Here is a 21,425-nt window from a genome sequence, read left to right on the forward strand (position 1 = left end):
AGACGTTCAAAATATTTCAGCCTGTGCCTTTGCTGGACGCCGAGGAGCGGCCTTTTGCCGACGGCGATCCGCTATGGCGCGCCGAGAATCTCCAGCACTTTATCGCGCAGCTGATCGATGCTGAACGGCTTGCCAATCAGGTGCATGCCCTCGGGCACAGTAAAGCTCTCGGCATAGCCGCTGGCGAACAGCACCGGCAGCAGGGGCCGGACCTCGCGCACCTTGGCGGCCAGTTCCTCGCCGCGCAGGTCGGGCAGGCCGACGTCGGTCATCAACAGGGCCAGGGGCTGGTCGGGATCCTCGATGATCTTAAGGGCCGCGCCGGCGCTGTCGGCCTCGATGGCGGTGTAGCCCAGTTCGTCGAGCACTTCGACTATCAGCATACGTACGATGTCGTCGTCTTCGACTACCAGAAGGTGCATGGTGCGGGTCCTGTTTCGATGGATTGTCTCTACTCTGTGCGCAAGGCGATGGCAGAAGTTCCCAAGCTTAACGGCATGGGCAAATAGATGGAACGATTGCTGCAGACAGGCTTCAAATACTGGCTAAATGCCCTGCCAGATCCACCAAAGCTGGTTAGACTCGCTGTATTCTCCGGCCAGTCTGGCACAGGCAGTATTTACAAGACGTAGCCGTCGGACTGTTCAATGGATTTTTTTCACTCGGGCACTTTCAGATGATTCAAGCAGCCTCGATGGACCAACGCAGCTTTCGCAAACTGCTGAGCCGCAACGTCGGCCTGCCCCTGGGCGTGGGGCTACTCGGTGCCGTGGCGTTTGTCGCGGTGATCAACTACCTGCTCTCGGCCATGCAGTGGGTCGAGCACACCGACCGGGTGATCGGCAATGCCAACGAGGCGATCAAGCTGTCGATCGACATGGAGACCGGCATGCGCGGCTTCCTGCTGACCGGCGAGGAGCGCTTTCTGGACCCTTACGAGGTGGCCAAGCCACGTATCCTGGGTAGCCTGGACACGTTGAAGGTGATGGTGGCGGACAACCCTCAGCAAGTCGACCGTATCGACCGCATCGCGGCCTTGCAGCGCGAGTGGAACACCTTCGGCAACGAAATGATCAGTCAGCGCCGCAACCAGGGCGACGTAACGTCGTCGATCGGTCGTGGGCGGGGCAAGCGCCTGACTGACGAGATCCGCAGTGAATTCGACGCCTTCATCAACTCCGAGCAGCAATTGCGCACGACGCGCAACGAGACGGTGAGCACGGTTACGGTCACGGCGATCTCGGCCTTCATATTGTTCATCGTCACGCTCAGCGCCTTGCTCGCCTACCTGGGGCGGCGCGACCTGCTGGCATTGTCGTCCAACTACGTGGCGAACCTGGAGGCCCAGCAACGCGCCGCCGAGCGCCTGGAACACCAGGCCTGGCTGCGCGCCGGACAGACCCAGCTGGCCGAGCAGGTACTGGGGCAACTGACGTTGCCCATGCTCGGGGACAATATCCTGCGCTTCTTCGCCGGCTATCTGGGCAGCGTGGTCGGCGCACTGTACGTACGCGACGAACATGGCCAATTGGTGCGCGTCGCCACCTATGGCCTGGACGCCGAACAGCAGGGTAGCGAGCCGCGCCTGGGCGATCATGCCGGCTTGTTGGGCGAGGCGGTGGTTCAAGGGCGCATGATGCGCCTGGACGCGTTGCCCGAGGACTACTACCGTTTGAGCTCGGGCCTGGGCCAGGGCCTGCCACGCAGCGGCGTGCTGGTGCCGTCCCACGACGATGGGCGGGTCAATGGTGTATTGGAACTGGGCTTCCTGCGCGCGCTGCAGGACCGAGACGTGGAGCTGCTGGAGCGGATCACCGAGAACCTGGGTATCTCCATCGAGAGCGCGCGCTACCGCCAGCGCCTGCAAGAGGTGCTGGCCGAGACCCAGCAGCTCAACGAGGAACTGCAGGTGCAGCAGGAGGAGCTCAAGACCGCCAACGAAGAGCTCGAGGAGCAGTCGCGGGTGCTCAAGGAGTCCCAGGCGCACCTGGAAACCCAGCAGGCGGAACTGGAGCAGACCAACGAGAAATTGGCCGAGCGCACCGAGGCCCTGGACCGCAAGAACAGTGAGCTCAACCAGGCCCAGGTCGAACTGCAGGCCCGTGCCGACGACCTGCAGCGTTCGAGCAAGTACAAGTCTGAGTTCCTCGCCAACATGTCCCATGAGCTGCGCACGCCGCTCAACAGCTCGCTGATCCTGGCCAAGCTGCTGGCCGAGAACGCCGAGGGCAATCTCAGCGGGGAGCAGGTCAAGTTTGCCGAGTCGATCTATTCGGCCGGCAACGACCTGCTGAACCTGATCAACGATATCCTCGATATCGCCAAGGTCGAGGCCGGCAAGATGGAGGTGCGCGCAGAGAGCACCCCGCTGGAACGCCTGGTCGAAGGCCTGCGGGGCATGTTCCAGCCGTTGGCCCAGGACAAGGGCCTGGGCTTCGAGGTGAAGCTCGAGCAACCTTTGCCGGCGACCCTGTTCACCGATCGCCAGCGCCTGGAGCAGATTCTGAAGAACCTGCTGTCCAACGCCATCAAGTTCACCGAGCGCGGCCAGGTCAGCCTGGGCATCAGCCACCAGGCCGGCCTGGGCATCGTCTTCGCGGTGCGCGATACCGGTATCGGCATCGCCGCCGACCAGCAGAAGGCGATCTTCGGCGCCTTCCACCAGGTCGACGGCACCAGCAACCGTCGTTACGGCGGCACCGGGCTGGGCCTGTCGATCTCCCGCGACCTGGCGCACCTTTTGGGCGGGCAGATCAACGTCGACAGCAGCCCGGGGCAGGGCAGCGTGTTCAGCCTGATCCTGCCCGAGCACTTCGAACCGTCGGCGCAGCAGGTTGAGGTGCACAGCCTGCGTCCGGCGGTCGATGAACTGCCGCCGGCACCGCCGGTGCCGGTGCCGGCGCCGGTGCACACCGAGCGTCCGGCCCCGACCTTCGCCGACGACCGCGCCCAGGCGCCGTTCGACAACCGCTGCATCCTGGTGATCGAGGACGAGCCGAACTTTGCCCGCATCCTTTTCGACCTGGCCCACGAACTGGGCTATAGCTGCCTGGTCGCCCATGCCGCCGATGAAGGCTTCGAGCTGGCCGCGCAGTACCTGCCCGACGCCATCCTGCTGGACATGCGCCTGCCCGACCATTCCGGGCTCACCGTGCTGCAGCGCCTGAAGGAACAGGCCGCTACCCGGCATATCCCGGTGCATATCATCTCGGTCGAGGACCGCGTCGAGGCGGCCATGCACATGGGCGCGGTGGGCTACGCGGTCAAGCCCACCAGCCGCGAGGAGCTCAAGGCGGTGTTCGGTCGCCTGGAGGCCAAGCTCACGCAGAAGCTCAAGCACATCCTGCTGGTGGAGGACGATGACCTGCAGCGCGAGAGCATTGCCCGCCTGATCGGCGACGACGATATCCAGATCACCGCGGTGGCCATGGCCCAGGACGCTCTCGCATTGCTGCGCGAGAACATCTACGACTGCATGATCATCGACCTCAAGCTGCCTGACATGCTCGGCAACGAGCTGCTCAAGCGCATGACCGCCGAGGATATCCGCAGCTTCCCGCCGGTGATTGTCTATACCGGGCGCAACCTCACCCGCGAGGAGGAGGCCGACCTGCTCAAGTACTCGCGCTCGATCATCATCAAGGGCGCCCGTTCGCCCGAGCGCCTGCTCGATGAGGTGACGCTGTTCCTGCACAAGGTCGAGTCGCAGCTGTCCAACGAGCGCCAGCGCATGCTCAAGACCGCGCGCAGTCGCGACAAGGTGTTCGAGGGGCGCAAGATCCTGCTGGTGGACGACGACGTGCGCAACATCTTTGCCCTGACCAGCGCCCTGGAGCACAAGGGCGCCATCGTCGAGATCGGCCGTAATGGGCGCGAGGCCATCGAGTGCCTGGAGGCCAACGACGACATCGACCTGGTGCTGATGGACGTGATGATGCCGGAGATGGACGGTTACGAGGCCACCCGCCTGATCCGCCAACAGCCACGCTGGCGCAAGCTGCCGATCATCGCCGTGACCGCCAAGGCGATGAAGGACGACCAGCAGCGCTGCCTGCAGGCCGGGGCCAACGACTACCTGGCCAAACCGATCGACCTGGACCGCCTGTTCTCGCTGATCCGGGTCTGGCTGCCGCAATTGGAGCGAATCTGAAATCTTGACCAGTGAACGCAACACCGATATCGAGATCCGGCTGCTGATCGAGGCGATCTACCTCAAGTACAGCTACGATTTTCGCGATTACTCCGGCGCCTCGATCAAGCGCCGGATCCTCCACGCCGTGCGCCAGTTCGACTGCCGCACGGTGTCGGCGCTGCAGGAGCGGGTGCTGCACGACCCGGGCATGTTCCTCGAGCTGCTGCAATACCTGACGATCCCGGTCAGCGAGATGTTCCGCGACCCTGGTCATTTCCTCGCCCTGCGCAACGAAGTGGTGCCATTGCTGCGCACCTGGCCGTCGCTGAAGATCTGGATCGCCGGCTGCAGTACCGGCGAGGAAGTGTACTCAATGGCTATCCTGCTGCGTGAGGAGGGCCTGCTGGAACGCACCATCCTTTACGCCACCGACATCAATCCGCACTCGCTGGAGCGTGCCAAGCAGGGCATCTACTCGATGCAGGTCATGAGCGAGTATGAGGAGAACTACCGCAAGGCCGGTGGTCGACGGGATTTCTCCGAGTACTACACCGCCGCCTATGGCAACGCCATCATGGACTCCAGCCTGCGTGACAACGTGACCTTCGCCGACCACAGCCTGGCCACCGATAGCGTGTTCTCCGAGACCCAGCTGGTGTCGTGCCGCAACGTGCTGATCTACTTCAACAAGGGCCTGCAGGACCGTGCCCTGGGCCTGTTCCACGAGTCGCTGTGCCACCGCGGCTTCCTGGTGCTGGGGAGCAAGGAGTCGGTGGACTTCTCGGCCTACAGTGAAGGCTTCGAGCCGCTGGTACGGCCCGAGCGGATTTACCGCAAGACATGAACGGCGTGCGCGCAATCGTCATCGGCGCCTCGGCGGGCGGCGTCACGGCGCTGTTCAGCGTGCTTGGCGCGTTGCCGGCGGATTTCGCCATTCCGGTGCTGTGCGTGTTGCACCTGCCGGACGACCGCCACAGCCAGCTCGCCGAGGTGCTGCAGCGGCGTCTGCAGCGGCCGGTGCACGAAGCCCTCGACAAGGCGCGGATCGAACCGGGCCAGATCTACGTGGCGGGACCGGGCTATCACTTGTCGGTCGAGCGCGACTTCAGTTTCTCGCTCAGCCAGGAAGCGCCAGTGCATTTTTCGCGTCCGGCGATCGATTTTCTTTTCGAGTCGGCCGCCGATGCCTATGGCACGGGCCTGCTTGGCGTGCTGTTGACCGGGGCCAACGAAGACGGCGCCCGCGGACTGTTGCACATCAGACAAAGCGGAGGCCGGACAGTTGTCCAGGACCCCCGCGACGCACAGGTTGCGTTGATGCCGGAAGCCGCACTGGCCCTGCACGACCCCGACCATATTCTTTCCCTTGGCGGTATCGGGCAGCTGCTCGCTACCCTGGAATCCAGCGCATGCTAAGCCACATTACCGCGAAACTGCTGATCGTCGACGACCTGCCGGAGAACCTGCTGGCCCTCGACGCCCTGATCCAGGGCGAGGACCGCGAGGTGCACCAGGCGCAGTCAGCCGAGCAGGCCTTGTCGCTGCTGCTCGAACACGAATTCGCCCTCGCCATTCTCGATGTGCAGATGCCGGGCATGAATGGCTTCGAGCTGGCCGAACTGATGCGCGGCACGGAAAAGACCCGCAACATCCCCATCGTCTTCGTCAGCGCCGCCGGGCGCGAGATGAACTATGCCTTCAAGGGTTACGAGAGCGGCGCCGTGGACTTCCTGCACAAACCGCTGGAACCCCTGGCGGTGAAGAGCAAGGTATCGGTGTTCGTCGACCTGTTCCGCCAGCGCAAGGCCCTGGATCGCCAGTTGCAGGCCCTGGAGCAGAGCCGCCAGGAGCAGGAGCTGCTGCTGGCCCAGCTGCAGCTGGCGCGTGGCGAGCTTGAGCGCGCGGTGCGCATGCGTGATGACTTCATGTCGATCGTCTCCCACGAGGTGCGCACGCCGCTCAACGGCTTGATCCTGGAAACCCAGCTGCGCCGCCTGCACTTGTCCCGTGGCAACTTGGCGGCGTTCAGCGAGGACAAGCTCAAGGCCATGGTCGAGCGCGACGAGCGCCAGATCAACAGCCTGATCCGCCTGGTCGAGGACATGCTCGATGTCTCGCGGATCCGTACCGGCAAGCTGTCGATCCGCCCCCGGACCTTCGACCTCGGTCAGCTTGTACGGGGGCTGGTGGAGAACTTCGCCGCCCAGGCTGGCGCGGTGGACACCCCTCTCGAACTGCAGCGCTGTGACGCCCTGCAGGGCGAGTGGGACGAGTTTCGGATTGAACAAGTGGTGGCCAACCTGTTGTCCAATGCCTTGCGCTATGGCGATCGCAAACCGGTACAGGTGCGGGTGTTCGAAGAAGCCGACATGGCCTGTGTGCAGGTGCAGGACCATGGCATCGGCATCGATGCCCAGCACCTGCAGCGGATCTTCCAGCAGTTCGAGCGCGTCGCCGCGCAGCAGGCCACGGGCGGTCTGGGCCTGGGCCTGTACATCTCCGAGCAGATCGTCCTGGCCCATGGCGGGCGGATCCAGGTCGACAGTCAGGCCGGTGTCGGCTCGACCTTCACCGTGCATCTGCCGCTGTCGGCACAGTCGCAACAATGTGACCCCGCCCGCGCAACCTCTGCGTAGCGCTGGGGTCTGATGGCCAACCTGTTGAATTTGAAGGCGTTGTCATGAGTGAAGATGCACAAGATGTAGTACTGGTGGTCGAGGATGAGCCGGCTATCCGCATGATCCTGCGCGATTACCTGGCCGGCGAGGGCTACCACGTGCTGGTGGCCGAGGACGGGGAGGAGGCGTTCGCGATCCTGGCGAGCAAGCCGCACCTGGACCTGATGGTCACCGACTTCCGCTTGCCTGGCGGGATTTCCGGGGTCGAGATCGCCGAGCCTGCGGTGAAGCTGCGCCCGGACCTGAAGGTGATCTTCATCAGTGGCTACCCCGCGGAGATCGCCGAGTCGGGCAGCCCGATCGCGCGCCAGGCACCGATCCTGGCCAAACCGTTCGACCTTGATACCTTGCACGAGCAGATTCAGGCGTTGTTGCGCTAGGCCAGGCACTGGGCATCGGCGTTGCCGGTGTTCGCGGGCAAGTCTGCTGCAACGGGGAGCGTAGGACAGCCGCCCTCAGGCGAAAATGCATGCGTCTGGGGGAGCCGGCTTGCCGGCGAAAGGGCCGCAGAGCGGCCCCATTGCGACAAGTGGTGCCTCAACCAACCTGCGTGCGCAACAGCGCCATGGCCCGGTCGACCTGCTGCTCGTCATTGAGCAGGCTCGGCGCAAAGCGGATTACCGGCCCGACATCGCGGTCCACGGCATCGACCATGACCTTGTTGGCGTTGAGATAAGCCGCCACGGCGTCGGGGTCGCGGTCCTTGATACGGAAAAAGGTGAAGCCGGCGGAGAACTCGCGGCTGGTAGGCGTCACCAGCTCGATGGCGCGGTGCTCGGCCAGGCGCGCCTTGAGGTAGTCGTTGAGCTGGTGGATGCGCGCCTGGATATCGGCCTTGCCAAGCGCCAGGTGCAGCTTGAAGGCCTCGCCTAGCGCCCAGCGGTGCTCGAAGGCGTGATAGCCGCCCGGCGTCATGATGGTGCCGAAGTCTTCGTTGCGCGAGAAGGTGGCGAAGGTCGGCGTCAGGTGCTGCATCTGCTCCGAGGCTGCGCAGATGATTCCCGTGCCCCGCGGGCCAAACATCCACTTGTGGGTGCCGGCGATAAACCAGTCGCAGTTGAAGTCGGCAAAGCGCACGTTTTCCACGCCAAAACCATGCACGCCATCGACCACGTAGAGGATGCGCTCGGCCTCGTCGCGGTTGCGGTTGTGCTGGCGTACCAGCTCGCCGATGGCGCCCACCGGCAGCTTGACGCCGCTGCCCGAATGTACCCAGGTCATGCCCAGCACCCGAGTCTCGGGGCGGATGCTGCGGTCGATCAGGCTCAGTACGCGGTCGGTGGAAACCTCGCCGGGCTTGTCGAACAGGCGCAGCTTGCGCACCTGGGTACCGTGCTGGCGCTGGCGAAACGCCAGGCAGTTGTGGGTCGAGTAGTGCTCGTGCTCGGTGGTGAGGATCTCCTGGTGCGGCGCCACGTGCAGGCCGCCGTAGATCATGCCGAGGCCCTCGGTGGTGCTGCCGGTCAGGGCGATCTGGCGCGGGCGCACCTCCAGGTAGCGGCCTGCCCATTCACGGACCTCATCCTCGCGCTGCCATTCGTACTGGCTTTCCCAGTCCATGCACAGGGCCGGGTTGCGGTCCAGGGTGGCGCGATGACGGTTGATCGCCTCCTGCACCGGGCGTGGGTGGGCGGTGATCAGGAAGTTGGCGAAGTGCGCGACATCGGGCGCCAGGGGGAACAGTTGGCGCAGTTGGCGCCATTTGTCCGGGCCTTGCAGTGTCGGTGACGTCGGATCGGCGGCCAGGGCGCTGGGCAGCAAGGGCAGGCTGGCCGCCAGGGCGGCGGCCTGCTTGAGGAAGGCGCGCCGGTCAGTCATGGCGGGCTTCCCGGTTTTTGTCAAGCAGGGCCACCGGGTTGGCGGCTTTTTGCACCTGCCCCCACACACGCAGGAAGTTGCCCGCCCAGAGCTTGGCGATATCGGTTTCGGAGTAGCCGCGGGTCAGCAGCTCCGCGGTCACGTTGCGGATCTCGCCGACATTCATGAAGCCTGTGACGCCGCCGCCATCGTTGAAGTCGGAGCTGATGCCGACATGGTCGATGCCCATCTTCTTCACGGCGTAGTCGATGGCGTCGACGTATTCCTTGAGGCCGGCGCGGGGCTCCTCGTCGACGATGGCGTAGAGGCTGCTGGCATATTCGCCGAAGCGCGCCTCGGGCCAGATGGCGATGATCGGATCGCCCGGCATCAGCGCGTTGGTCAGGCCTTGCAGCGGTTGCAGGTCGAAGCGTGCGCGCAGGGCCTCGAGTTTTTCCAAGGTCGGCTTGCTCAGCGGCTTGAGGTAGGTGGTGAAGGCCACGACTTGCAGCACGCCGCCGCTGTCCTTGATCAGCTGCATCTCCTTGTCGGAGAGGTTGCGAGGGATGTCCACCAGCGCCCGCGGCGCCGAATGCGAGGCGACGAACGGCGCGCGGCTCAGGCGGGCCACATCTTCCAGGGCAAGGGTGGACATCTGCGAGACGTCGATGATCACGCCCAGGTCGTTGAGCCGCTTGACCGCCTGTTCGCCCAGGGGTGACAAGCCGCCGAGGGCGTCGGGGGTGTCGTTGAAGAACGGTAGCGGGCGCGACGAGTCGGCCCAGGCGTTGTTGCCGGTGTAGCTGAAGCCGAACATGCGCATGCCGCGCTTGCTCCACAGGTCGAGCTGAGACAGGTCGCTGCCTAGCGGGTAGGCGTTGAGCATGCTGATGAAGATGGCGAACTTGCCTTCGCCGTTCAGGCGGCGGAAGTCGTCGGGGGTGTAGGCGATGCCGACCTGATTGGGGAAGTCGCGCACGATTCCGCTGATGATCTTGTAGCGCACTTCCTGCTGGTTGCGGGCCTCGTCGACGAAGCCCGGGGTTGGGCGGTGCGGCGCGTTCGGGCCGTTCCACAGCTCGGGCCAGCCGAAGATGGTCAGTGCCGCGCCCGACAGCCGACCCTTGGCCGCTTTGGCCAGGTCGAACTGGCCACGACCGTCCTTGTCTGCCTCGTAGCCGTCGCTGCCGTAGCCCAGCGGCACGGTGACATGGCTGTCGAAGGAAAGCATATGTTCGTGCAGGTCGTTGGCTTGCTGCACGATCGCACGGGGATAGCCGCTGTCCTGCTTCCAGAAGTAGTAGCCGGCGGCTGCGCCCAGGGCGGCCACCAGGGCCAGGGGCAGGCCGATGTACAGGGCTTTGCGGGAACGGGTCTTGGTCATTGCCATCTCGTTGCGGGGCTGATCGGGTCGGTCTGCCGGCGGGGCAGGGCCTGGGTATCAGGTGGACGAACGAGTGGTGGGCAAATTTACTTCGAGAGGTGAGCGCCGCAGGTCAGGCCTGTTTTCACTGATTGATGATTTAAGAACGAGGAGGCCTGGCCGATAACTGTCATGTAAGAATTCACCTCAAGGAAGGTAAGAAATGGTTGGAATAACCGCAGCCAATCTCAACATCCCCAGCGTTGCTGGCGCCACGTCTTCGGGCGCATCGGCCAACTCGAACGCCTCGCCCGGCACACCCTCGGTCGACGAGCGGGGCGGCCTGGTGTTCAAGGGCGACACATTCAAGAACGAGACCAAGGCCGCAGAGATCGAAAGCAGCCTGGAAAGTAATGAAGATCCGGCCATCAAGGAGCAGCGCGAACAGATCAAGCGCCTGCAGAAGCAGCTGGCCGAAGAGCAGAAACAACTGGCCCAGTTGATGGAACAAGCCAGGCGCGACCCGTCCAAGATGGCGGCGGTCACGGCCAAGCAGGCCAGTATCGCCACCCTCACCGGACTGATCATGGCGGCAACCGCGCAACTGCTCGAAGCGCTGCGCCAAGCCGGGGGCACCAGCGCCGGCGGCTCGGTCGACACCAGCGCCTGAGGCGAGGGTCAACGCTACAGGGGCTGCCTTGCAGCCCCCTGGTCAGGTCTTCAGTCCACCGCCACGCGGGCGCGGTTCTGTCGCTCGCTTTTGTACTGCATGGCCACTGCCGGCGCCGGCTTGGCCGCGCCGGTCTCCAGCCACTGACGCATGCGGCTGGCGTCGGCGAAGTGGGTGTACTTGCCGTAGGCGTCGAGAATCACCATGGCCACCGGACGGTTGTCCATCTTCGTCAGCAGCACCAGGCAATGCCCCGCTTCGTTGGTGAAGCCGGTCTTGGTCAGGGCGATGTCCCAGTTGCTCTTGTTCACCAGATGGTCGGTGTTACGGAAGCCCAGGGTGTAGTTAGGCTTACGGAACGCCACGGTCTTCTCGCGGGTGGTCGACAGCTCGCTGAGCATCGGGTACTTGCGCGAGGCCATCAGCAGCTTGGCCAGGTCCTGGGCGGTGGACACGTTCAGGGTCGACAGGCCGGTCGGCTCGACGTAGCGGGTGTGGCTCATGCCCAGGCTGCGGGCCTTGGCGTTCATCGCCTTGATAAACGCGCCATAGCCGCCGGGGTAGTGGTTGGCCAGGGTATTGGCCGCGCGGTTTTCCGACGACATCAGGGTAATCAGCAACGTCTCGCGACGGTTCAGCTCACTGCCAAGGCGCACCCGCGAGTACACGCCCTTCATCTCCGGGTTGTTGGCGATGGTCATGCTGAGCATTTCGTCCATGGGCAGCTTGGCGTCAAGCACGACCATCGCGGTCATCAGCTTGGTGACCGAGGCGATGGGCCGCACGCGATCGGCGTGGCTGGCGTACAGCTCCTTGTTGGTGTTGAGGTCGATCAACAGGGCGCTGCCGGAGGCCAGGTGCAGCTTGCTGGGGTCGCGCTGGACCTGGGCCGGGGGTTGTGCAGCAGCGGTCGACGGTAGGGTCGCGGTTCCTGTGAGCAACAGCAGCAGGCTGAGGATGGACAGGGAAGTTTTCACGTTGAGGCTCACTAAATGTTGGTATGTCGTTGGCTGTGCAAGGGTTTTCCCCCAAAAAACCGTTGCATTCTGGAGTATGGCTCAGCGGCTGTCGAATGCCTTATATCTAAAGGGCGCAACGTGAACGAAATTTAATCCTGTACCAATTACCGCTGCCTCAAGCTTGGCCAGCTCGGACCAATCATTCGCTGAATTCAGCCACTTCGCGTAAGTGGTGAGTAGGACGTGGACAGAGTGCCCGAGCTGTCCGGCGATGAAGGCCGGGTTCATTCGCTTTTTAGAAGGCAATCGCTGAGGTAGTTGCTACCGCTCGGTGGTGGAGATCGGACTGAACTGCACACTAATCAAATGCGTCCGCTCCTCATCGTTCCTATCGGCCAAGGCAACAGATGCACCTCCACCCATTTTTTTGGCTTTGATCGAGAGCTCGACTGTTTTGTCTTCGGAGAAGGAGGTATTTTCCTTGAGCTCAATCGATGCCTCGGTGCATCCACCGTGCTCTCTCGCAAAAACGACTGCTCGCCAGGAAGGCTCAAACGCTAGCCAGAAAAATGCGTTGCGATCAACTTGCTGTGATGCATTCCAAGGGCATCCGCTAAGAGTGAATACTCTTGTGTCGGTAGTTGCAGCTGTCAGTTGGGAATTGGCTTTGTAGCCTGCTTCAGCAGATGCTATCGGACCCACGTTCAGGGAGCCGCCTGCCTCAGAGCGAGTTCCTTGGCTACCGGAGGTCATTTTGGTGATGCTGATCCGAGTCGCGCCGAGGGAGACCAGAAGCCTGATCAGCTCCGATTCGCGCTCTTCCATGACATGTGAGTCATAGCTTTCGCTTGGTATGTAGAGATTTTCCGTTTCCGTGATCGGAAAGTCGGCCAGGGGGTGGCGTCTGTACGACTTTCCCGCCATCGGATGCCCAGGTTGGAATCGATATCCAGAATCTTTGGCCTGCTTCGGCGAGAAAGTCGCACGTTCTACAAAAGCGGCAAGCAGACGTTCTTTGTCAGCTCGATCATTCTGATCTTCTCCACTTTCACCGGTTACTAAGCTAGCCAAGGAAGGGATGTTGGTGATGGCGGCCTGGACAAGGGAGGTTGGTAAAAACCAAAGAGCTTCCTCTGTGACAGCGACTGCTATAGCCCCCACCGGATTTCCAGCGGAACCACGCCCCGGCATCGTGAAGTTTTGACCGGTGGACTGATCCTCCTTCTGCTTTGGTTTGGCTAGGTACTCATCGATGATGTGAATGGTGTCAAGCACAGTAACACTCCAATTCGATTGACGAGGTTGCAGGCCAGAGGGCCGGATCGCTAGCTGGTATTGTGTTGCAATGATATCGGCAGCAAAGGCATGGCCTTGATGCCGGCCTTCATCAGCCCGTATCGCTGGCTACAAAAAATTATCCTCGCTAGCTGCCTTTATGCGCAGCTAGGCGCAAGAACATCTTCGGGCTGCGTCGAATAACTCGACTAGGAATTTGCAGGCCTCAATCTGGCCTTTTCTTCTAGGAACCACTCATGGCCGAACCAGCAAGCACGACTGCCGGCGTCCTGCTGGTGAAGTACGGCGTGATCATTGGTGGCTTCGCAGGAGCGATTCTCTCGCTTACCTTCCTCCGCGGGCTCACCCGTCGCCAGGCAGTCGCCGCCTTCTTCAATGGACTTTCCACCGCAGTATTCTGCACCCCGGGAGCTCCGGCAGAAGAAGTTGAGCGCTTGCGGCTAATTGCGCAGCCCTCATTCAAGGCTGTTTCTGATTACCAGCTCTACGCGCTTGGGCATCAGCCTCTGATTCGTCACTGAGCCGGCTCTATCAGCGTTGCTCCCTGGTTTCGCACGTTGCCCACGGCTGTTCCAACGCGGTACCACTCGAACGTCTCTGCCGGTTCACCCAGGTTCAGCACCAATTGTTCCGCGTGCTCGCTGGGCATGCCTGCTGCGATCCACTCGACCGCCAGAGCAGGCGACAGCACAACCGGTCGGCGGTCGTGCACATCGACCAGGCCGCCCTGGGCGTCTGCAGTGATCATCACGAACCCGTCGTGCTCATTGCCGGCGAACTGACCTATCGAGGCGCACAGGGCAGGGCGCCCATCTCGCCGGCGGATGTAATACGGCTGCTTCTTCTGACCGCCTTCATCCGCCCACTCATACCAGCCATCCACGGGGGTGATAGCCCGGTGTGGCCAGATCGCCCGGAAGAAGGGGCCGTGAGCCACCTTCTCGACGCGGGCGTTAATCGGCGCGGCACGGTCGGTCGCCCAATGCGGCCGCCATCCCCATTTCACCAGGTCTGCCCTCGGGCCTGCGTCATCTACCCGGAGCACGGCGACCTGCGTGGTCGGCGCGACATTGTACCGCCCCAGGTCCTGGTCCCCGACGTTGTTACGCCAGGCCTCCGGCATGCTCAGGGCCTCCACGAAGTCATGGATACCGCGGTACTGGCTCAGCCTACCGCACATTTCCCATCCCTCCCGCTCGAACTGAAAGGATAGCCCGCCAAGCGGTACTGGCCTGACCATCCGTTTGGATGCTCAAATACTGTATCAATATACAGTATTGGTGCCGTATGTACTTCCTTCTCTGCCGCCGCCGTGAGCTCGGCGTAGCCATCCCCAACGAAAAGCTCGCGAAGGTCACATCGGGCTGCTCACGGATGAATCTGCAGAGGAGTGGGAGAGGGACGAGCCAGGACGGATCGGGGTCGGTAGATCGCCGCATGGCTCAGCGGCTGTCGAATGCCTTATATCTAAAGGGCGCAGCGTGAAGTAAATTTAATCCGGCGCGTTTTGCGCCTCCTTCCTACGTGGTCAACCGGACGACCTGTCATGACGCTCACGATCGATTTCACCGACCAGGCCACCAGCCTGCATCACGATGCGATTCTCAAGCCTTTGCGCGCTTTCAACGACACTGTGATCGGCTCCCCCGAAGCGGCTACCGTCGCCTGGACGCTGCGCGATCCCGCCAGCGATGAAATCGTCGGCGGGCTGTATGCCAGGCTTGGCGGGCGCTGGTTATTCGTCGAGCTGCTGGTGGTGCCCGAGCGGATGCGCGGGCAGGGCACCGGGCGCGAGCTGATGGCCCAGGCCGAGGCGCTGGCGAGGGAGAAGGGCTGCTGCGGAATCTGGCTGGATACCTTCAGCTTCCAGGCGCCGGACTTCTATCGCAAGCTGGGGTTCGAGGTGTTTGGCGAGCTGGCCGACTTTCCGCCTGGGCATACCCGCCATTTCCTGCGCAAGCGGCTGGCTTAGCAACTTTAGACGCAGGCCTGCCCTGGCGTTGCGAGCTGAGGGGGGGCTCAGCCAACCCGCAACCAGATCGCCGAGGCATCGTCGCTCATCTTGAACCGCGGGTAGCGCAGGCACGCGGCATCGTCCTGCTCGATACCGCGCAGTGTCCGTGCCAGGTCATCCAGGCCGTGGCTTTGCAGGCGCTTGAAGAAACCTGCCGGCTCATAGGCCCGATAGGTGTCGAACAACGCCGCGAAGCCATCGCTCATCAGCAGGACATCATCCCCCACGGCCACCGGCGCATGGCTATAGAGGGTGCCCTCGCGGGACAGGTCGGCATCGACGCCGAGCACGGCCCGGGGGCGCTCGCGGGAGGCGCGGCGATCGGCCAGCACGGCCGGGGTACGTACGCCATGGGCACCGGTACCAGGACCGAGGGCGGCGGCCTCGGCTTGCTCGGCCTCGCGGTCCGGCTCTGGGGTGAGGAAGCGGATACCTTGCGCGCCGCGATGCAGCACCACGCAGTCGGCCAAGTGCGCGCAGACCAGTTCCTCGCCCTCGATGGCCACCGCGGCAAAGGCGGCGCGCGGCAGTTCCCAGGTGGCCACGGGCTCGCGTCGGCGATCCTGCCGGTAGGCCTGGGCGATTGTGTCGAAGACCGTCTCGCAGACCTCGCGCAGTGGCCCCGAGGCATTGGCGAAGGCGCGCTGGGCCGTGGCCGAGAGCCAGGCGGCGCCGCCGCGCTCACCCAGCAGGCCGGGGGCGCCGAGGTCGGTGGCGCCGTCGATGACCCAGGCGTGGCGGTCGGCACTGCCGATACGATCGTCATTGGGCACATCGTGCTTGCCGGCCAGGCTCAGGGACTGGATCAGGTCGAAATGCATGTCGGGCTCCGGTTCGGTGGGATTCACCGACCTTGACCGTTGCGGCGCCCGGCGTCAAATGTCACGGCTTGGGTGCGCGGTCCCAGCAGTCACTGTCCAGGGCGCAGACACCGAATTGCCGATCCATCAGCGCCATGCGCCGCAGGTGGGCGTCGATGATGTCGCGGTTCACTTCGCTGTCGATGATGTAGCGGCTGTAGCGGTCGATCAGGCGGACCTTCCAGGCCTCGCGGGTGGCCGCATCCAGGGCGTCGGGCGCATTTGCCAGGCGTTGCAGGGTCAGGTCGTCGGCGCGCTTGAGCTGATCGGTGAAGGTGGTGATGTAGTGGGCACGCTGCGCTTCCTTGTGGCGCGCGGCGTCGGCATCGAAGGCGTCGAGGTTGTGTTGCCATTGCGCCCAGTAGGCGTCCGGCAACTGAAGATCGCGCTGCTGGCGCAGCTTGGCGACGACTTGCGCGTTGCTCTGACGCGGTGGTGGCTGGCGGTTCTGGCTGGCCAGCGGGTCCAGGGCGAGGGCCTGGGCGATCCAGGCATTGCGCGCCTCGCTGTCCGGCAGGATCGGGCCCAGCGGCGGGGCGTCTTCGCTGGTCGAGCGGGGCAGGCCCTTGCAGCCGGTGAGCGAAAGGAGCACTGATAGCACCAGCAGCGCAGGGAGGTTGTGACGCGGCATAAGTCTTCCTTGAGTAACTGCACAAGCGTGCATCCGGATGGATGCATGAGGGCTATCGGCGCTCGCGCGGCTGACTTGAACGCTCAGCCGAGTGTCTTGGCCATTTCCGCGGTCGGCGCCCAACCCAGGCCGGCATATACCGGTTGCCCAGCCTCGGTGGCGTGCAGCACCGCGAAGGCCAGGCCGCGCCGGGTGAACTCCGACTCGGCCAGACGCATCAGTTTCGAAGCCAGGCCCTGGCGGCGATGGGACGGCTCGACATAGACATTGAGCACATAGCCGCGCTGGTCCTGGCAGGGGTGGGCCGGATGCGGCGGCCAGTCGATCGCCATCAGGCCGATTGCCGCCACCGGCAGCGCGTCGTCCAGCAGCACGAAGCCGTAGTAGCGACCGTCCGCCAGTCTTGGCCGCAGCCAGGGGCCGAAGTGCTCGGTCATGCTTATGAGCCGCTGCGGGTCGCCGCCGGCTTCAAGGAACATGGCCTCGCGGTGGGCGCAGACCATGGCGTGGTCGCCCGGCAGCAGGCGGCGCAGGGTCAGGCCGGGAAAGTCGATCGCAGCTGGCAGGTCGTTCATGACGGGTCTCGTTGATCCAAGGCCTTGATCCTAGGGCCGCGCGGCGTCGGCGGTTAGATACAGATGGCCCGCAAACGCGGCATACAGCCCCTTGTCGCTCCCCAGGATTACGGCGATGATCCGCGGCAACCCGTTTGCCGACGAGGAGGCTTCGCATGCCCATTGCCCCGCTTTTGCGCTGCACCGACCTTGACGCCACCCGCCGTCATTACCGCGATGTGCTGCAGTTCACGGTCACCGACACCACGCAGTCGACCCTGACCGTGCAGTTGCGCGATTGCAGCCTGCTGTTCACCGAACAGGACCTGTGGCGCCTGCCGCCGGGGTGCGCCGGAACCTTCTACCTGGTGGTCGAGGACGTTGACGGCTATTACGCGCAAGTCCGCGAACTGGCGGATATCGCCTGGCCGTTGCACGACACGGAGTATGGTTCGCGGGAATTCGGCGTGCGTGATTGCAACGGCTATTACCTGGCCTTCAGCCAGCGGCATGGCGACGCCGTGCAAGCCGCACGGGTCGCCTCGTGATCCTGCGCGGCCCTGCGCTCCTGGCGATGTTGCTGCTTGCCGGCCCGGCCGTGGCCATGGACGGCAAGGGCAACTCGACCGATCACTTCACCGTCGGCTCGAGCCTCGCCACCGCCGCGGTGAGCGGCTCCACCAGCCATCCGGCGCGTACTTACCAGGCCGCCCGCGACGATGCGTTGCTGTTCATCGCCAGCGACGGGCGCCTGCGCGGCGCGCGACTGGAGCAGGCACTGGGCGAATACCGCCAACAGCACCCGAACAGTTCGCTGAACGACCGTGACCTGGCCCAGGCAATCGCCTGCCGCTGATCGCGCGTTTGCGGGCATGCCAGGACAGGGGGCTAGACTCGTGGTCAACGAGCTGGTTCCCAGGAGTCTGACATGACCGCCAAGAACACCATTTGCCTGTGGTATGACCACGATGCCGAGGACGCGGCGAACTTCTATGCCAGCATATTCCCCGACAGCCGGGTGACCGCCGTGCACACGGCGCCCGCCGACTATCCCTCGGGCAAGGCAGGCGATGTGATCACGGTGGAGTTCACCGTGATGGGCATCCCCTGCATCGGCCTCAATGGCGGCAAGGCGTTCAGCCACAGCGAGGCGTTCTCGTTCCAGGTGGCGACCGACAGCCAGGAGGAGACCGACCGCTACTGGGATGCCATCGTTGGCAACGGTGGCAGCGAGAGCGTGTGTGGCTGGTGCAAGGACAGGTGGGGCCTGTCCTGGCAGATCAGTCCGCGGGTACTGACCCAGGCGGTCGCCAGCCCCGATCGTGCCGTGGCGAAGCGGGCGTTCGAGGCGATGCTGCAGATGGGCAGGATCGACATCGCCTCCATCGAGAAGGCCATCAAGGGCTGAAGGCGAGAGGCCTCAATGCACGGTCTTGCGTTCCCTGACGCACACCCGTGCCTGCTCCGTCAGCGTGTCCAGTCGCTCGTCGCGCAGGCGCTCGGCGTCCATCATCGCAGCCTCGCCCTGTTGCTTGAGCAGGTAGGCATGGATCTGCCGGACCTCCACGGTCTGGTAGATCGGTGCGATATCCAGCCGCCCGATCAACGCACCGCTGGCTTGGCCGGTGCTGCTCATCAGTACCTGCGGTCCGGTGCTGGCGACCACCTGCAGGCCCATGTTCTCGAACCACGGCACCTGCTGGGCGAAGGTGCTCAGCTCGACGCAGGCATAGCGTTCACGGGCTGCATTTAGCAGGCCACGGGCAATGCCCTGGCGGCGGTGGTCGGGAGACACTGCAAGGTAGGCCAGGGCACAGGCCTGCGGGTTGTCCTGGGCTGGCAGCACCAGGGCGAAGCCGAGCAACTGGTCCGGCGCCTCGGCATCCAGGGCCAGGGTCAACTCGACGGCCAGGCCGCGGGTGCCGTCGAGCGCCATCAGGTACTGGTGCACCTCCAGGCCGACGCCGTACTGGTACAGCGGGTAGAGCGGATTGTCCGGGCTGATGGCGACGCTGCTGAGCTGGCCGACATGGTCGATCACCAGCTGGCGAATCTGGTTCTGGAAGGATTCGGGCGGCACGCCGTCGAGGCGGCGGAGGATGAACATCGCGGGTCGGGCTCCGGCAGGATTGAAACACACGCCCCGGAACGAGGCGGGTGATCATTCTACCCGGTGAGGCTAGCGCAGCCCAGCCAGCATCAGGTCGAGGTTCTGCACGGCGGCGCCCGAGGCGCCCTTGCCCAGGTTGTCGAACACCGCGGTGAGCAGCACCTGGCCGTGCTCGGGGTTGGCGTACAGGGCCAGGCGCAGGTCGTTGCTGTCGTTCAGCGCCTGCGGATCCAGCGCCGCCGCCGGGCCGTGCTGGTGCAGGGGCATCACTTGCACATGGCGGGCGCCCTGATAGTGCCGCTCGAGGCAGGCCTGCAACTGATCGGCGTCGACCCCGGGCAACAGGCGCAGTTGCAGCGGGATGCTCAGCACAATGCCCTGGCGGTAGTCGCCGTAACCGGGCACGAATACCGGGCGCGCGCTGAGCCCGGCGTGCTGCTGGATCTCCGGCACATGCTTGTGCGCCAGTTCCAGGCCATACAGCTGGAGGGTCGGCAGGTAGGCGTCGCTGCGCTGCTCATGGCGCTCGACGGCGGCCCGGCCACCCCCGGAGTAGCCGGAGATGGCGTGGATGCTGAGCGGGTAGTCGGCCGGCACCAGGCCGGCCTTGACCAGCGGATGCAGCAGGGCGATGGCGCCGGTGGGGTAGCAGCCGGGGTTGCTCACCCGGGTGGCCCGGGCGATGTGCTCGGCCTGTTGTTCGTTCAGTTCCGGCAGGCCGTAGACCCAGCCGGGCGCGGTGCGGTGCGCGGAGCTGGCGTCGATCACACGTACCGCCGGATTGTGCAGGGTGGCCACGGCCTCGCGGGCGGCGTCGTCGGGCAGGCAGAGCACGGCGATATCGGCGCTGTTGATCGCCTCGCTGCGCCGTGCCGGGTCCTTGCGCTCGGCCTCGGGCAGGGTGAGCAGGCGCAGGTCCTGGCGGCCTTGGAGGCGGGCGTGGATCTGCAGGCCGGTGGTGCCTTGGTCGCCGTCGATGAATACGAGGGGGTGGTGCATGTCGGTGGTCCGCTGATGGGGAAGGATTGCCGTATCCTCGTCGTTCGCTGGGCGAAATAAAATTTGAATATAATGATCGCCGTATTCAGGAATTCTGAACTTGAGCGCATTGTCCCATGGGAGATCGCCCAGCCCTGTGGGAGCGGCCTTGCGTCGCGAAAGGCTGCTCCCACAGGGTCCAGCTAAACCCGTGAGTTACCGAGATCCCATGCGAGAAATCAGCCTCGACCGCTTGCGCACCCTGGTGGTGATCGCCGAACGTGCCTCTTTCGCCGATGCCGCCCGCCAGCTCAACCTGGCGCCCCCCACCATCAGCCTGCACGTGGCCGAGCTGGAGGCGCGCATCGGCGCGCCCTTGCTCACCCGCACCCGCGGCCAGGTGCGGCCCACCGCAATCGGCGAGACCTTGCTGACCCGCGCCCGGCGTCTGCTGGTCGACGCCGACCAGGCCCTGGACGAGGTGCGCCGCCAGGTCGAGGGCCTGACCGGCCGGGTGCGGCTGGGCGCCTCGACCGGCGCCATCGCCCACCTGTTGCCCCAGGCCCTGGAAACGCTGCGGGTTGATCATCCGGGGATCGACGTGCAGGTCCAGGTGCTCACTTCGCAGGCATCCCTGGCGCGGTTGCGTGAAGGCACCCTGGACATCGGCCTGGTGGCGTTGCCGCAGGTGGCGGGCAAGGGCTTGCGGATCACCCCGTGGCGGCGCGACCCGATCATGGCCTACATCCCTGCCGACTGGCAGCCACCGTCACGGGTGACGCCGGCCTGGCTCGCCGGACGGGCGCTGATCCTCAACGACAGCACCACGCAACTGTCGCGGGTGACCTCGGAGTGGTTCGCGGCAGCAGGGTTGTACCCTGAACCGCGGATCGAGCTGAACTACAACGATGCGATCAAGCGCCTGGTGGCCGCCGGCTACGGCGCCACCTTGCTGCCGCAGGAAGGCGAGGTTCATCCGCCATCGCCGCGTATCACCCGGCGGCCGTTGCGGCCGGGGTTGTGGCGTCAGTTGGGGATCGCCTGTCGCGAGGGGGCGCTGGAACGGGCGACGGGGCATGTGCTGGAAGCGTTGGAAAGGTTGCGGCAATAGACGGGGCTGAGCCTGTGGGAGCGATGCTGGCCCGCTCCCACGGCGTCTGTCATTGGTTGCGTTCGCGTGCGCGCAAGGCTGTCACCGTCTCGCCGCCGACACCCCAGTTGTCAGTGGCTACTTCCTCGATCACCACGAAGGTGCTTGCTGGCGGTTTGTTCAGTACCTGCTCCAGCAGGCGGGTGGTGCCTTCGATCAACTGACGCTTGTGTTCTGCCGTGACCCCTTCATCGGTCACGCGGATATGGACATAAGGCATGTGCGTCGCTCCA

The 21,425-nt window shown here is 64.3% G+C and carries 24 protein-coding genes and 1 pseudogene; 12 read left to right on the plus strand and 13 right to left on the minus strand.

Annotated features, from left to right (window positions below):
* Positions 1-71 precede the first annotated feature (71 nt).
* The gene (locus K5H97_RS12200; RefSeq protein WP_028689401.1) at positions 72-422 is read right to left on the minus strand and encodes a response regulator; all 351 of its coding nucleotides are present in this window, start codon (positions 420-422) and stop codon (positions 72-74) included.
* Between the two features lie 254 nt (positions 423-676).
* Here K5H97_RS12200 and K5H97_RS12205 point away from each other — a divergent pair, with 254 nt between their 5' ends.
* Genes K5H97_RS12205 through K5H97_RS12225 form a run of 5 tightly spaced genes read left to right on the plus strand, consistent with a single transcriptional unit; the run spans position 677 to position 7,190 of the window.
* Positions 677-4,150, plus strand: a complete 3,474-nt coding sequence (locus K5H97_RS12205) for a response regulator (protein ID WP_028689402.1) — start codon at positions 677-679, stop codon at positions 4,148-4,150.
* Positions 4,151-4,154: 4 nt separating this feature from the next.
* Positions 4,155-4,976, plus strand: coding sequence for a CheR family methyltransferase (locus K5H97_RS12210; RefSeq protein ID WP_028689403.1), 822 nt, complete (start codon positions 4,155-4,157; stop codon positions 4,974-4,976).
* The gene (locus K5H97_RS12215; protein ID WP_028689404.1) at positions 4,973-5,548 is read left to right on the plus strand and encodes a chemotaxis protein CheB; all 576 of its coding nucleotides are present in this window, start codon (positions 4,973-4,975) and stop codon (positions 5,546-5,548) included. Before K5H97_RS12210 ends, K5H97_RS12215 begins: the two co-directional genes overlap by 4 nt.
* On the plus strand, positions 5,542-6,768 hold the full coding sequence (locus tag K5H97_RS12220) for a hybrid sensor histidine kinase/response regulator (protein WP_028689405.1): 1,227 nt from the start codon (positions 5,542-5,544) through the stop codon (positions 6,766-6,768). Before K5H97_RS12215 ends, K5H97_RS12220 begins: the two co-directional genes overlap by 7 nt.
* Positions 6,769-6,812: 44 nt before the next feature.
* Positions 6,813-7,190 carry a response regulator gene (locus K5H97_RS12225; protein ID WP_028689406.1) on the plus strand — a complete coding sequence of 126 codons (378 nt, stop codon included), beginning with the start codon at positions 6,813-6,815 and terminating at the stop codon, positions 7,188-7,190.
* A gap of 157 nt (positions 7,191-7,347) precedes the next feature.
* Here K5H97_RS12225 and pvdN read toward each other — a convergent pair whose 3' ends face one another.
* Entirely contained in the window at positions 7,348-8,628 is a 1,281-nt protein-coding gene (gene pvdN / locus K5H97_RS12230; protein ID WP_028689407.1) for a pyoverdine-tailoring periplasmic protein PvdN, read from the minus strand.
* A complete protein-coding gene (pvdM, locus tag K5H97_RS12235; protein WP_036985841.1) occupies positions 8,621-9,991 on the minus strand; it encodes a pyoverdine-tailoring dipeptidase-like protein PvdM in 1,371 nt (456 codons plus the stop codon). The genes pvdN and pvdM overlap by 8 nt, the downstream gene beginning before the upstream one ends.
* 202 nt (positions 9,992-10,193) lie before the next feature.
* On the opposite strand from pvdM, the gene K5H97_RS12240 reads away from it, so the two are divergent.
* Positions 10,194-10,640 carry a hypothetical protein gene (locus tag K5H97_RS12240; protein WP_028689408.1) on the plus strand — a complete coding sequence of 149 codons (447 nt, stop codon included), beginning with the start codon at positions 10,194-10,196 and terminating at the stop codon, positions 10,638-10,640.
* A 50-nt stretch (positions 10,641-10,690) separates the two neighbouring features.
* On the opposite strand, the gene pbpG is transcribed toward K5H97_RS12240, so the two are convergent.
* The 3 genes and pseudogenes from pbpG to K5H97_RS12250 all read right to left on the minus strand — a co-directional run bounded on the left by pbpG (position 10,691) and on the right by K5H97_RS12250 (position 12,874).
* Positions 10,691-11,617, minus strand: a complete 927-nt coding sequence (gene pbpG, locus K5H97_RS12245; RefSeq protein WP_028689409.1) for a D-alanyl-D-alanine endopeptidase — start codon at positions 11,615-11,617, stop codon at positions 10,691-10,693.
* 81 nt (positions 11,618-11,698) lie between these two features.
* Positions 11,699-11,887 (minus strand): annotated as a pseudogene (locus tag K5H97_RS29625) (hypothetical protein); the annotation flags it as partial.
* 33 nt (positions 11,888-11,920) lie between these two features.
* Complete coding sequence (locus K5H97_RS12250) at positions 11,921-12,874, minus strand: hypothetical protein (protein ID WP_028689410.1); 954 nt, start codon at positions 12,872-12,874, stop codon at positions 11,921-11,923.
* A 257-nt stretch (positions 12,875-13,131) separates the two neighbouring features.
* Here K5H97_RS12250 and K5H97_RS29630 point away from each other — a divergent pair, with 257 nt between their 5' ends.
* Positions 13,132-13,416, plus strand: coding sequence for a hypothetical protein (locus tag K5H97_RS29630; protein ID WP_155952663.1), 285 nt, complete (start codon positions 13,132-13,134; stop codon positions 13,414-13,416).
* On the opposite strand, the gene K5H97_RS12260 is transcribed toward K5H97_RS29630, so the two are convergent.
* A complete protein-coding gene (locus K5H97_RS12260; protein WP_028689411.1) occupies positions 13,410-14,075 on the minus strand; it encodes an SOS response-associated peptidase in 666 nt (221 codons plus the stop codon). The genes K5H97_RS29630 and K5H97_RS12260 overlap by 7 nt on opposite strands.
* Before the next feature lie 366 nt (positions 14,076-14,441).
* On the opposite strand from K5H97_RS12260, the gene K5H97_RS12265 reads away from it, so the two are divergent.
* Complete coding sequence (locus K5H97_RS12265; protein ID WP_028689412.1) at positions 14,442-14,867, plus strand: GNAT family N-acetyltransferase; 426 nt, start codon at positions 14,442-14,444, stop codon at positions 14,865-14,867.
* A 47-nt stretch (positions 14,868-14,914) separates the two neighbouring features.
* Here the strand turns inward: K5H97_RS12265 and K5H97_RS12270 are convergent, their stop codons facing one another.
* The 3 genes from K5H97_RS12270 to K5H97_RS12280 form a co-directional block, all read right to left on the minus strand.
* A complete protein-coding gene (locus K5H97_RS12270; protein WP_028689413.1) occupies positions 14,915-15,730 on the minus strand; it encodes a protein phosphatase 2C domain-containing protein in 816 nt (271 codons plus the stop codon).
* A 61-nt stretch (positions 15,731-15,791) separates the two neighbouring features.
* On the minus strand, positions 15,792-16,400 hold the full coding sequence (locus tag K5H97_RS12275) for a hypothetical protein (RefSeq protein ID WP_028689414.1): 609 nt from the start codon (positions 16,398-16,400) through the stop codon (positions 15,792-15,794).
* 83 nt (positions 16,401-16,483) lie between these two features.
* On the minus strand, positions 16,484-16,975 hold the full coding sequence (locus K5H97_RS12280; RefSeq protein ID WP_028689415.1) for a GNAT family N-acetyltransferase: 492 nt from the start codon (positions 16,973-16,975) through the stop codon (positions 16,484-16,486).
* A gap of 155 nt (positions 16,976-17,130) precedes the next feature.
* On the opposite strand from K5H97_RS12280, the gene K5H97_RS12285 reads away from it, so the two are divergent.
* The 3 genes from K5H97_RS12285 (at position 17,131) to K5H97_RS12295 (ending at position 18,362) form a co-directional block, all read left to right on the plus strand.
* The gene (locus K5H97_RS12285; protein WP_051555631.1) at positions 17,131-17,502 is read left to right on the plus strand and encodes a VOC family protein; all 372 of its coding nucleotides are present in this window, start codon (positions 17,131-17,133) and stop codon (positions 17,500-17,502) included.
* Positions 17,499-17,810, plus strand: a complete 312-nt coding sequence (locus K5H97_RS12290; protein ID WP_028689416.1) for a DUF2388 domain-containing protein — start codon at positions 17,499-17,501, stop codon at positions 17,808-17,810. Before K5H97_RS12285 ends, K5H97_RS12290 begins: the two co-directional genes overlap by 4 nt.
* A gap of 72 nt (positions 17,811-17,882) precedes the next feature.
* Positions 17,883-18,362 carry a VOC family protein gene (locus tag K5H97_RS12295; protein WP_028689417.1) on the plus strand — a complete coding sequence of 160 codons (480 nt, stop codon included), beginning with the start codon at positions 17,883-17,885 and terminating at the stop codon, positions 18,360-18,362.
* A 12-nt stretch (positions 18,363-18,374) separates the two neighbouring features.
* On the opposite strand, the gene K5H97_RS12300 is transcribed toward K5H97_RS12295, so the two are convergent.
* Entirely contained in the window at positions 18,375-19,061 is a 687-nt protein-coding gene (locus K5H97_RS12300) for a GNAT family N-acetyltransferase (protein ID WP_028689418.1), read from the minus strand.
* Between the two features lie 72 nt (positions 19,062-19,133).
* Entirely contained in the window at positions 19,134-20,063 is a 930-nt protein-coding gene (argC, locus tag K5H97_RS12305; protein ID WP_028689419.1) for an N-acetyl-gamma-glutamyl-phosphate reductase, read from the minus strand.
* Positions 20,064-20,271: 208 nt separating this feature from the next.
* Here argC and K5H97_RS12310 point away from each other — a divergent pair, with 208 nt between their 5' ends.
* Entirely contained in the window at positions 20,272-21,153 is an 882-nt protein-coding gene (locus K5H97_RS12310) for a LysR family transcriptional regulator (RefSeq protein ID WP_028689420.1), read from the plus strand.
* 49 nt (positions 21,154-21,202) lie between these two features.
* On the opposite strand, the gene K5H97_RS12315 is transcribed toward K5H97_RS12310, so the two are convergent.
* Complete coding sequence (locus tag K5H97_RS12315; RefSeq protein ID WP_028689421.1) at positions 21,203-21,412, minus strand: tautomerase family protein; 210 nt, start codon at positions 21,410-21,412, stop codon at positions 21,203-21,205.
* Positions 21,413-21,425: the final 13 nt, after the last annotated feature.

Source organism: Pseudomonas mosselii, assembly GCF_019823065.1.
GTDB classification, from domain to species: Bacteria; Pseudomonadota; Gammaproteobacteria; order Pseudomonadales; family Pseudomonadaceae; genus Aquipseudomonas; species Aquipseudomonas mosselii.

Excerpts from the sequence above, each read along its gene's own strand:
- K5H97_RS12200 (WP_028689401.1), bottom strand. The coding sequence starts at position 422 with ATGCACCTTCTGGTAGTCGAAGACGACGACATCGTACGTATGCTGATA.
- K5H97_RS12205 (WP_028689402.1), top strand. The coding sequence starts at position 677 with ATGATTCAAGCAGCCTCGATGGACCAACGCAGCTTTCGCAAACTGCTG.
- K5H97_RS12215 (WP_028689404.1), top strand. The coding sequence starts at position 4,973 with ATGAACGGCGTGCGCGCAATCGTCATCGGCGCCTCGGCGGGCGGCGTC.
- K5H97_RS12220 (WP_028689405.1), top strand. The coding sequence starts at position 5,542 with ATGCTAAGCCACATTACCGCGAAACTGCTGATCGTCGACGACCTGCCG.
- K5H97_RS12225 (WP_028689406.1), top strand. The coding sequence starts at position 6,813 with ATGAGTGAAGATGCACAAGATGTAGTACTGGTGGTCGAGGATGAGCCG.
- pvdN (WP_028689407.1), bottom strand. The coding sequence starts at position 8,628 with ATGACTGACCGGCGCGCCTTCCTCAAGCAGGCCGCCGCCCTGGCGGCC.
- pvdM (WP_036985841.1), bottom strand. The coding sequence starts at position 9,991 with ATGACCAAGACCCGTTCCCGCAAAGCCCTGTACATCGGCCTGCCCCTG.
- K5H97_RS12240 (WP_028689408.1), top strand. The coding sequence starts at position 10,194 with ATGGTTGGAATAACCGCAGCCAATCTCAACATCCCCAGCGTTGCTGGC.
- K5H97_RS29630 (WP_155952663.1), top strand. The coding sequence starts at position 13,132 with ATGGCCGAACCAGCAAGCACGACTGCCGGCGTCCTGCTGGTGAAGTAC.
- K5H97_RS12260 (WP_028689411.1), bottom strand. The coding sequence starts at position 14,075 with ATGTGCGGTAGGCTGAGCCAGTACCGCGGTATCCATGACTTCGTGGAG.
- K5H97_RS12265 (WP_028689412.1), top strand. The coding sequence starts at position 14,442 with ATGACGCTCACGATCGATTTCACCGACCAGGCCACCAGCCTGCATCAC.
- K5H97_RS12270 (WP_028689413.1), bottom strand. The coding sequence starts at position 15,730 with ATGCATTTCGACCTGATCCAGTCCCTGAGCCTGGCCGGCAAGCACGAT.
- K5H97_RS12275 (WP_028689414.1), bottom strand. The coding sequence starts at position 16,400 with ATGCCGCGTCACAACCTCCCTGCGCTGCTGGTGCTATCAGTGCTCCTT.
- K5H97_RS12280 (WP_028689415.1), bottom strand. The coding sequence starts at position 16,975 with ATGAACGACCTGCCAGCTGCGATCGACTTTCCCGGCCTGACCCTGCGC.
- K5H97_RS12285 (WP_051555631.1), top strand. The coding sequence starts at position 17,131 with ATGCCCATTGCCCCGCTTTTGCGCTGCACCGACCTTGACGCCACCCGC.
- K5H97_RS12295 (WP_028689417.1), top strand. The coding sequence starts at position 17,883 with ATGACCGCCAAGAACACCATTTGCCTGTGGTATGACCACGATGCCGAG.
- K5H97_RS12300 (WP_028689418.1), bottom strand. The coding sequence starts at position 19,061 with ATGTTCATCCTCCGCCGCCTCGACGGCGTGCCGCCCGAATCCTTCCAG.
- argC (WP_028689419.1), bottom strand. The coding sequence starts at position 20,063 with ATGCACCACCCCCTCGTATTCATCGACGGCGACCAAGGCACCACCGGC.
- K5H97_RS12310 (WP_028689420.1), top strand. The coding sequence starts at position 20,272 with ATGCGAGAAATCAGCCTCGACCGCTTGCGCACCCTGGTGGTGATCGCC.
- K5H97_RS12315 (WP_028689421.1), bottom strand. The coding sequence starts at position 21,412 with ATGCCTTATGTCCATATCCGCGTGACCGATGAAGGGGTCACGGCAGAA.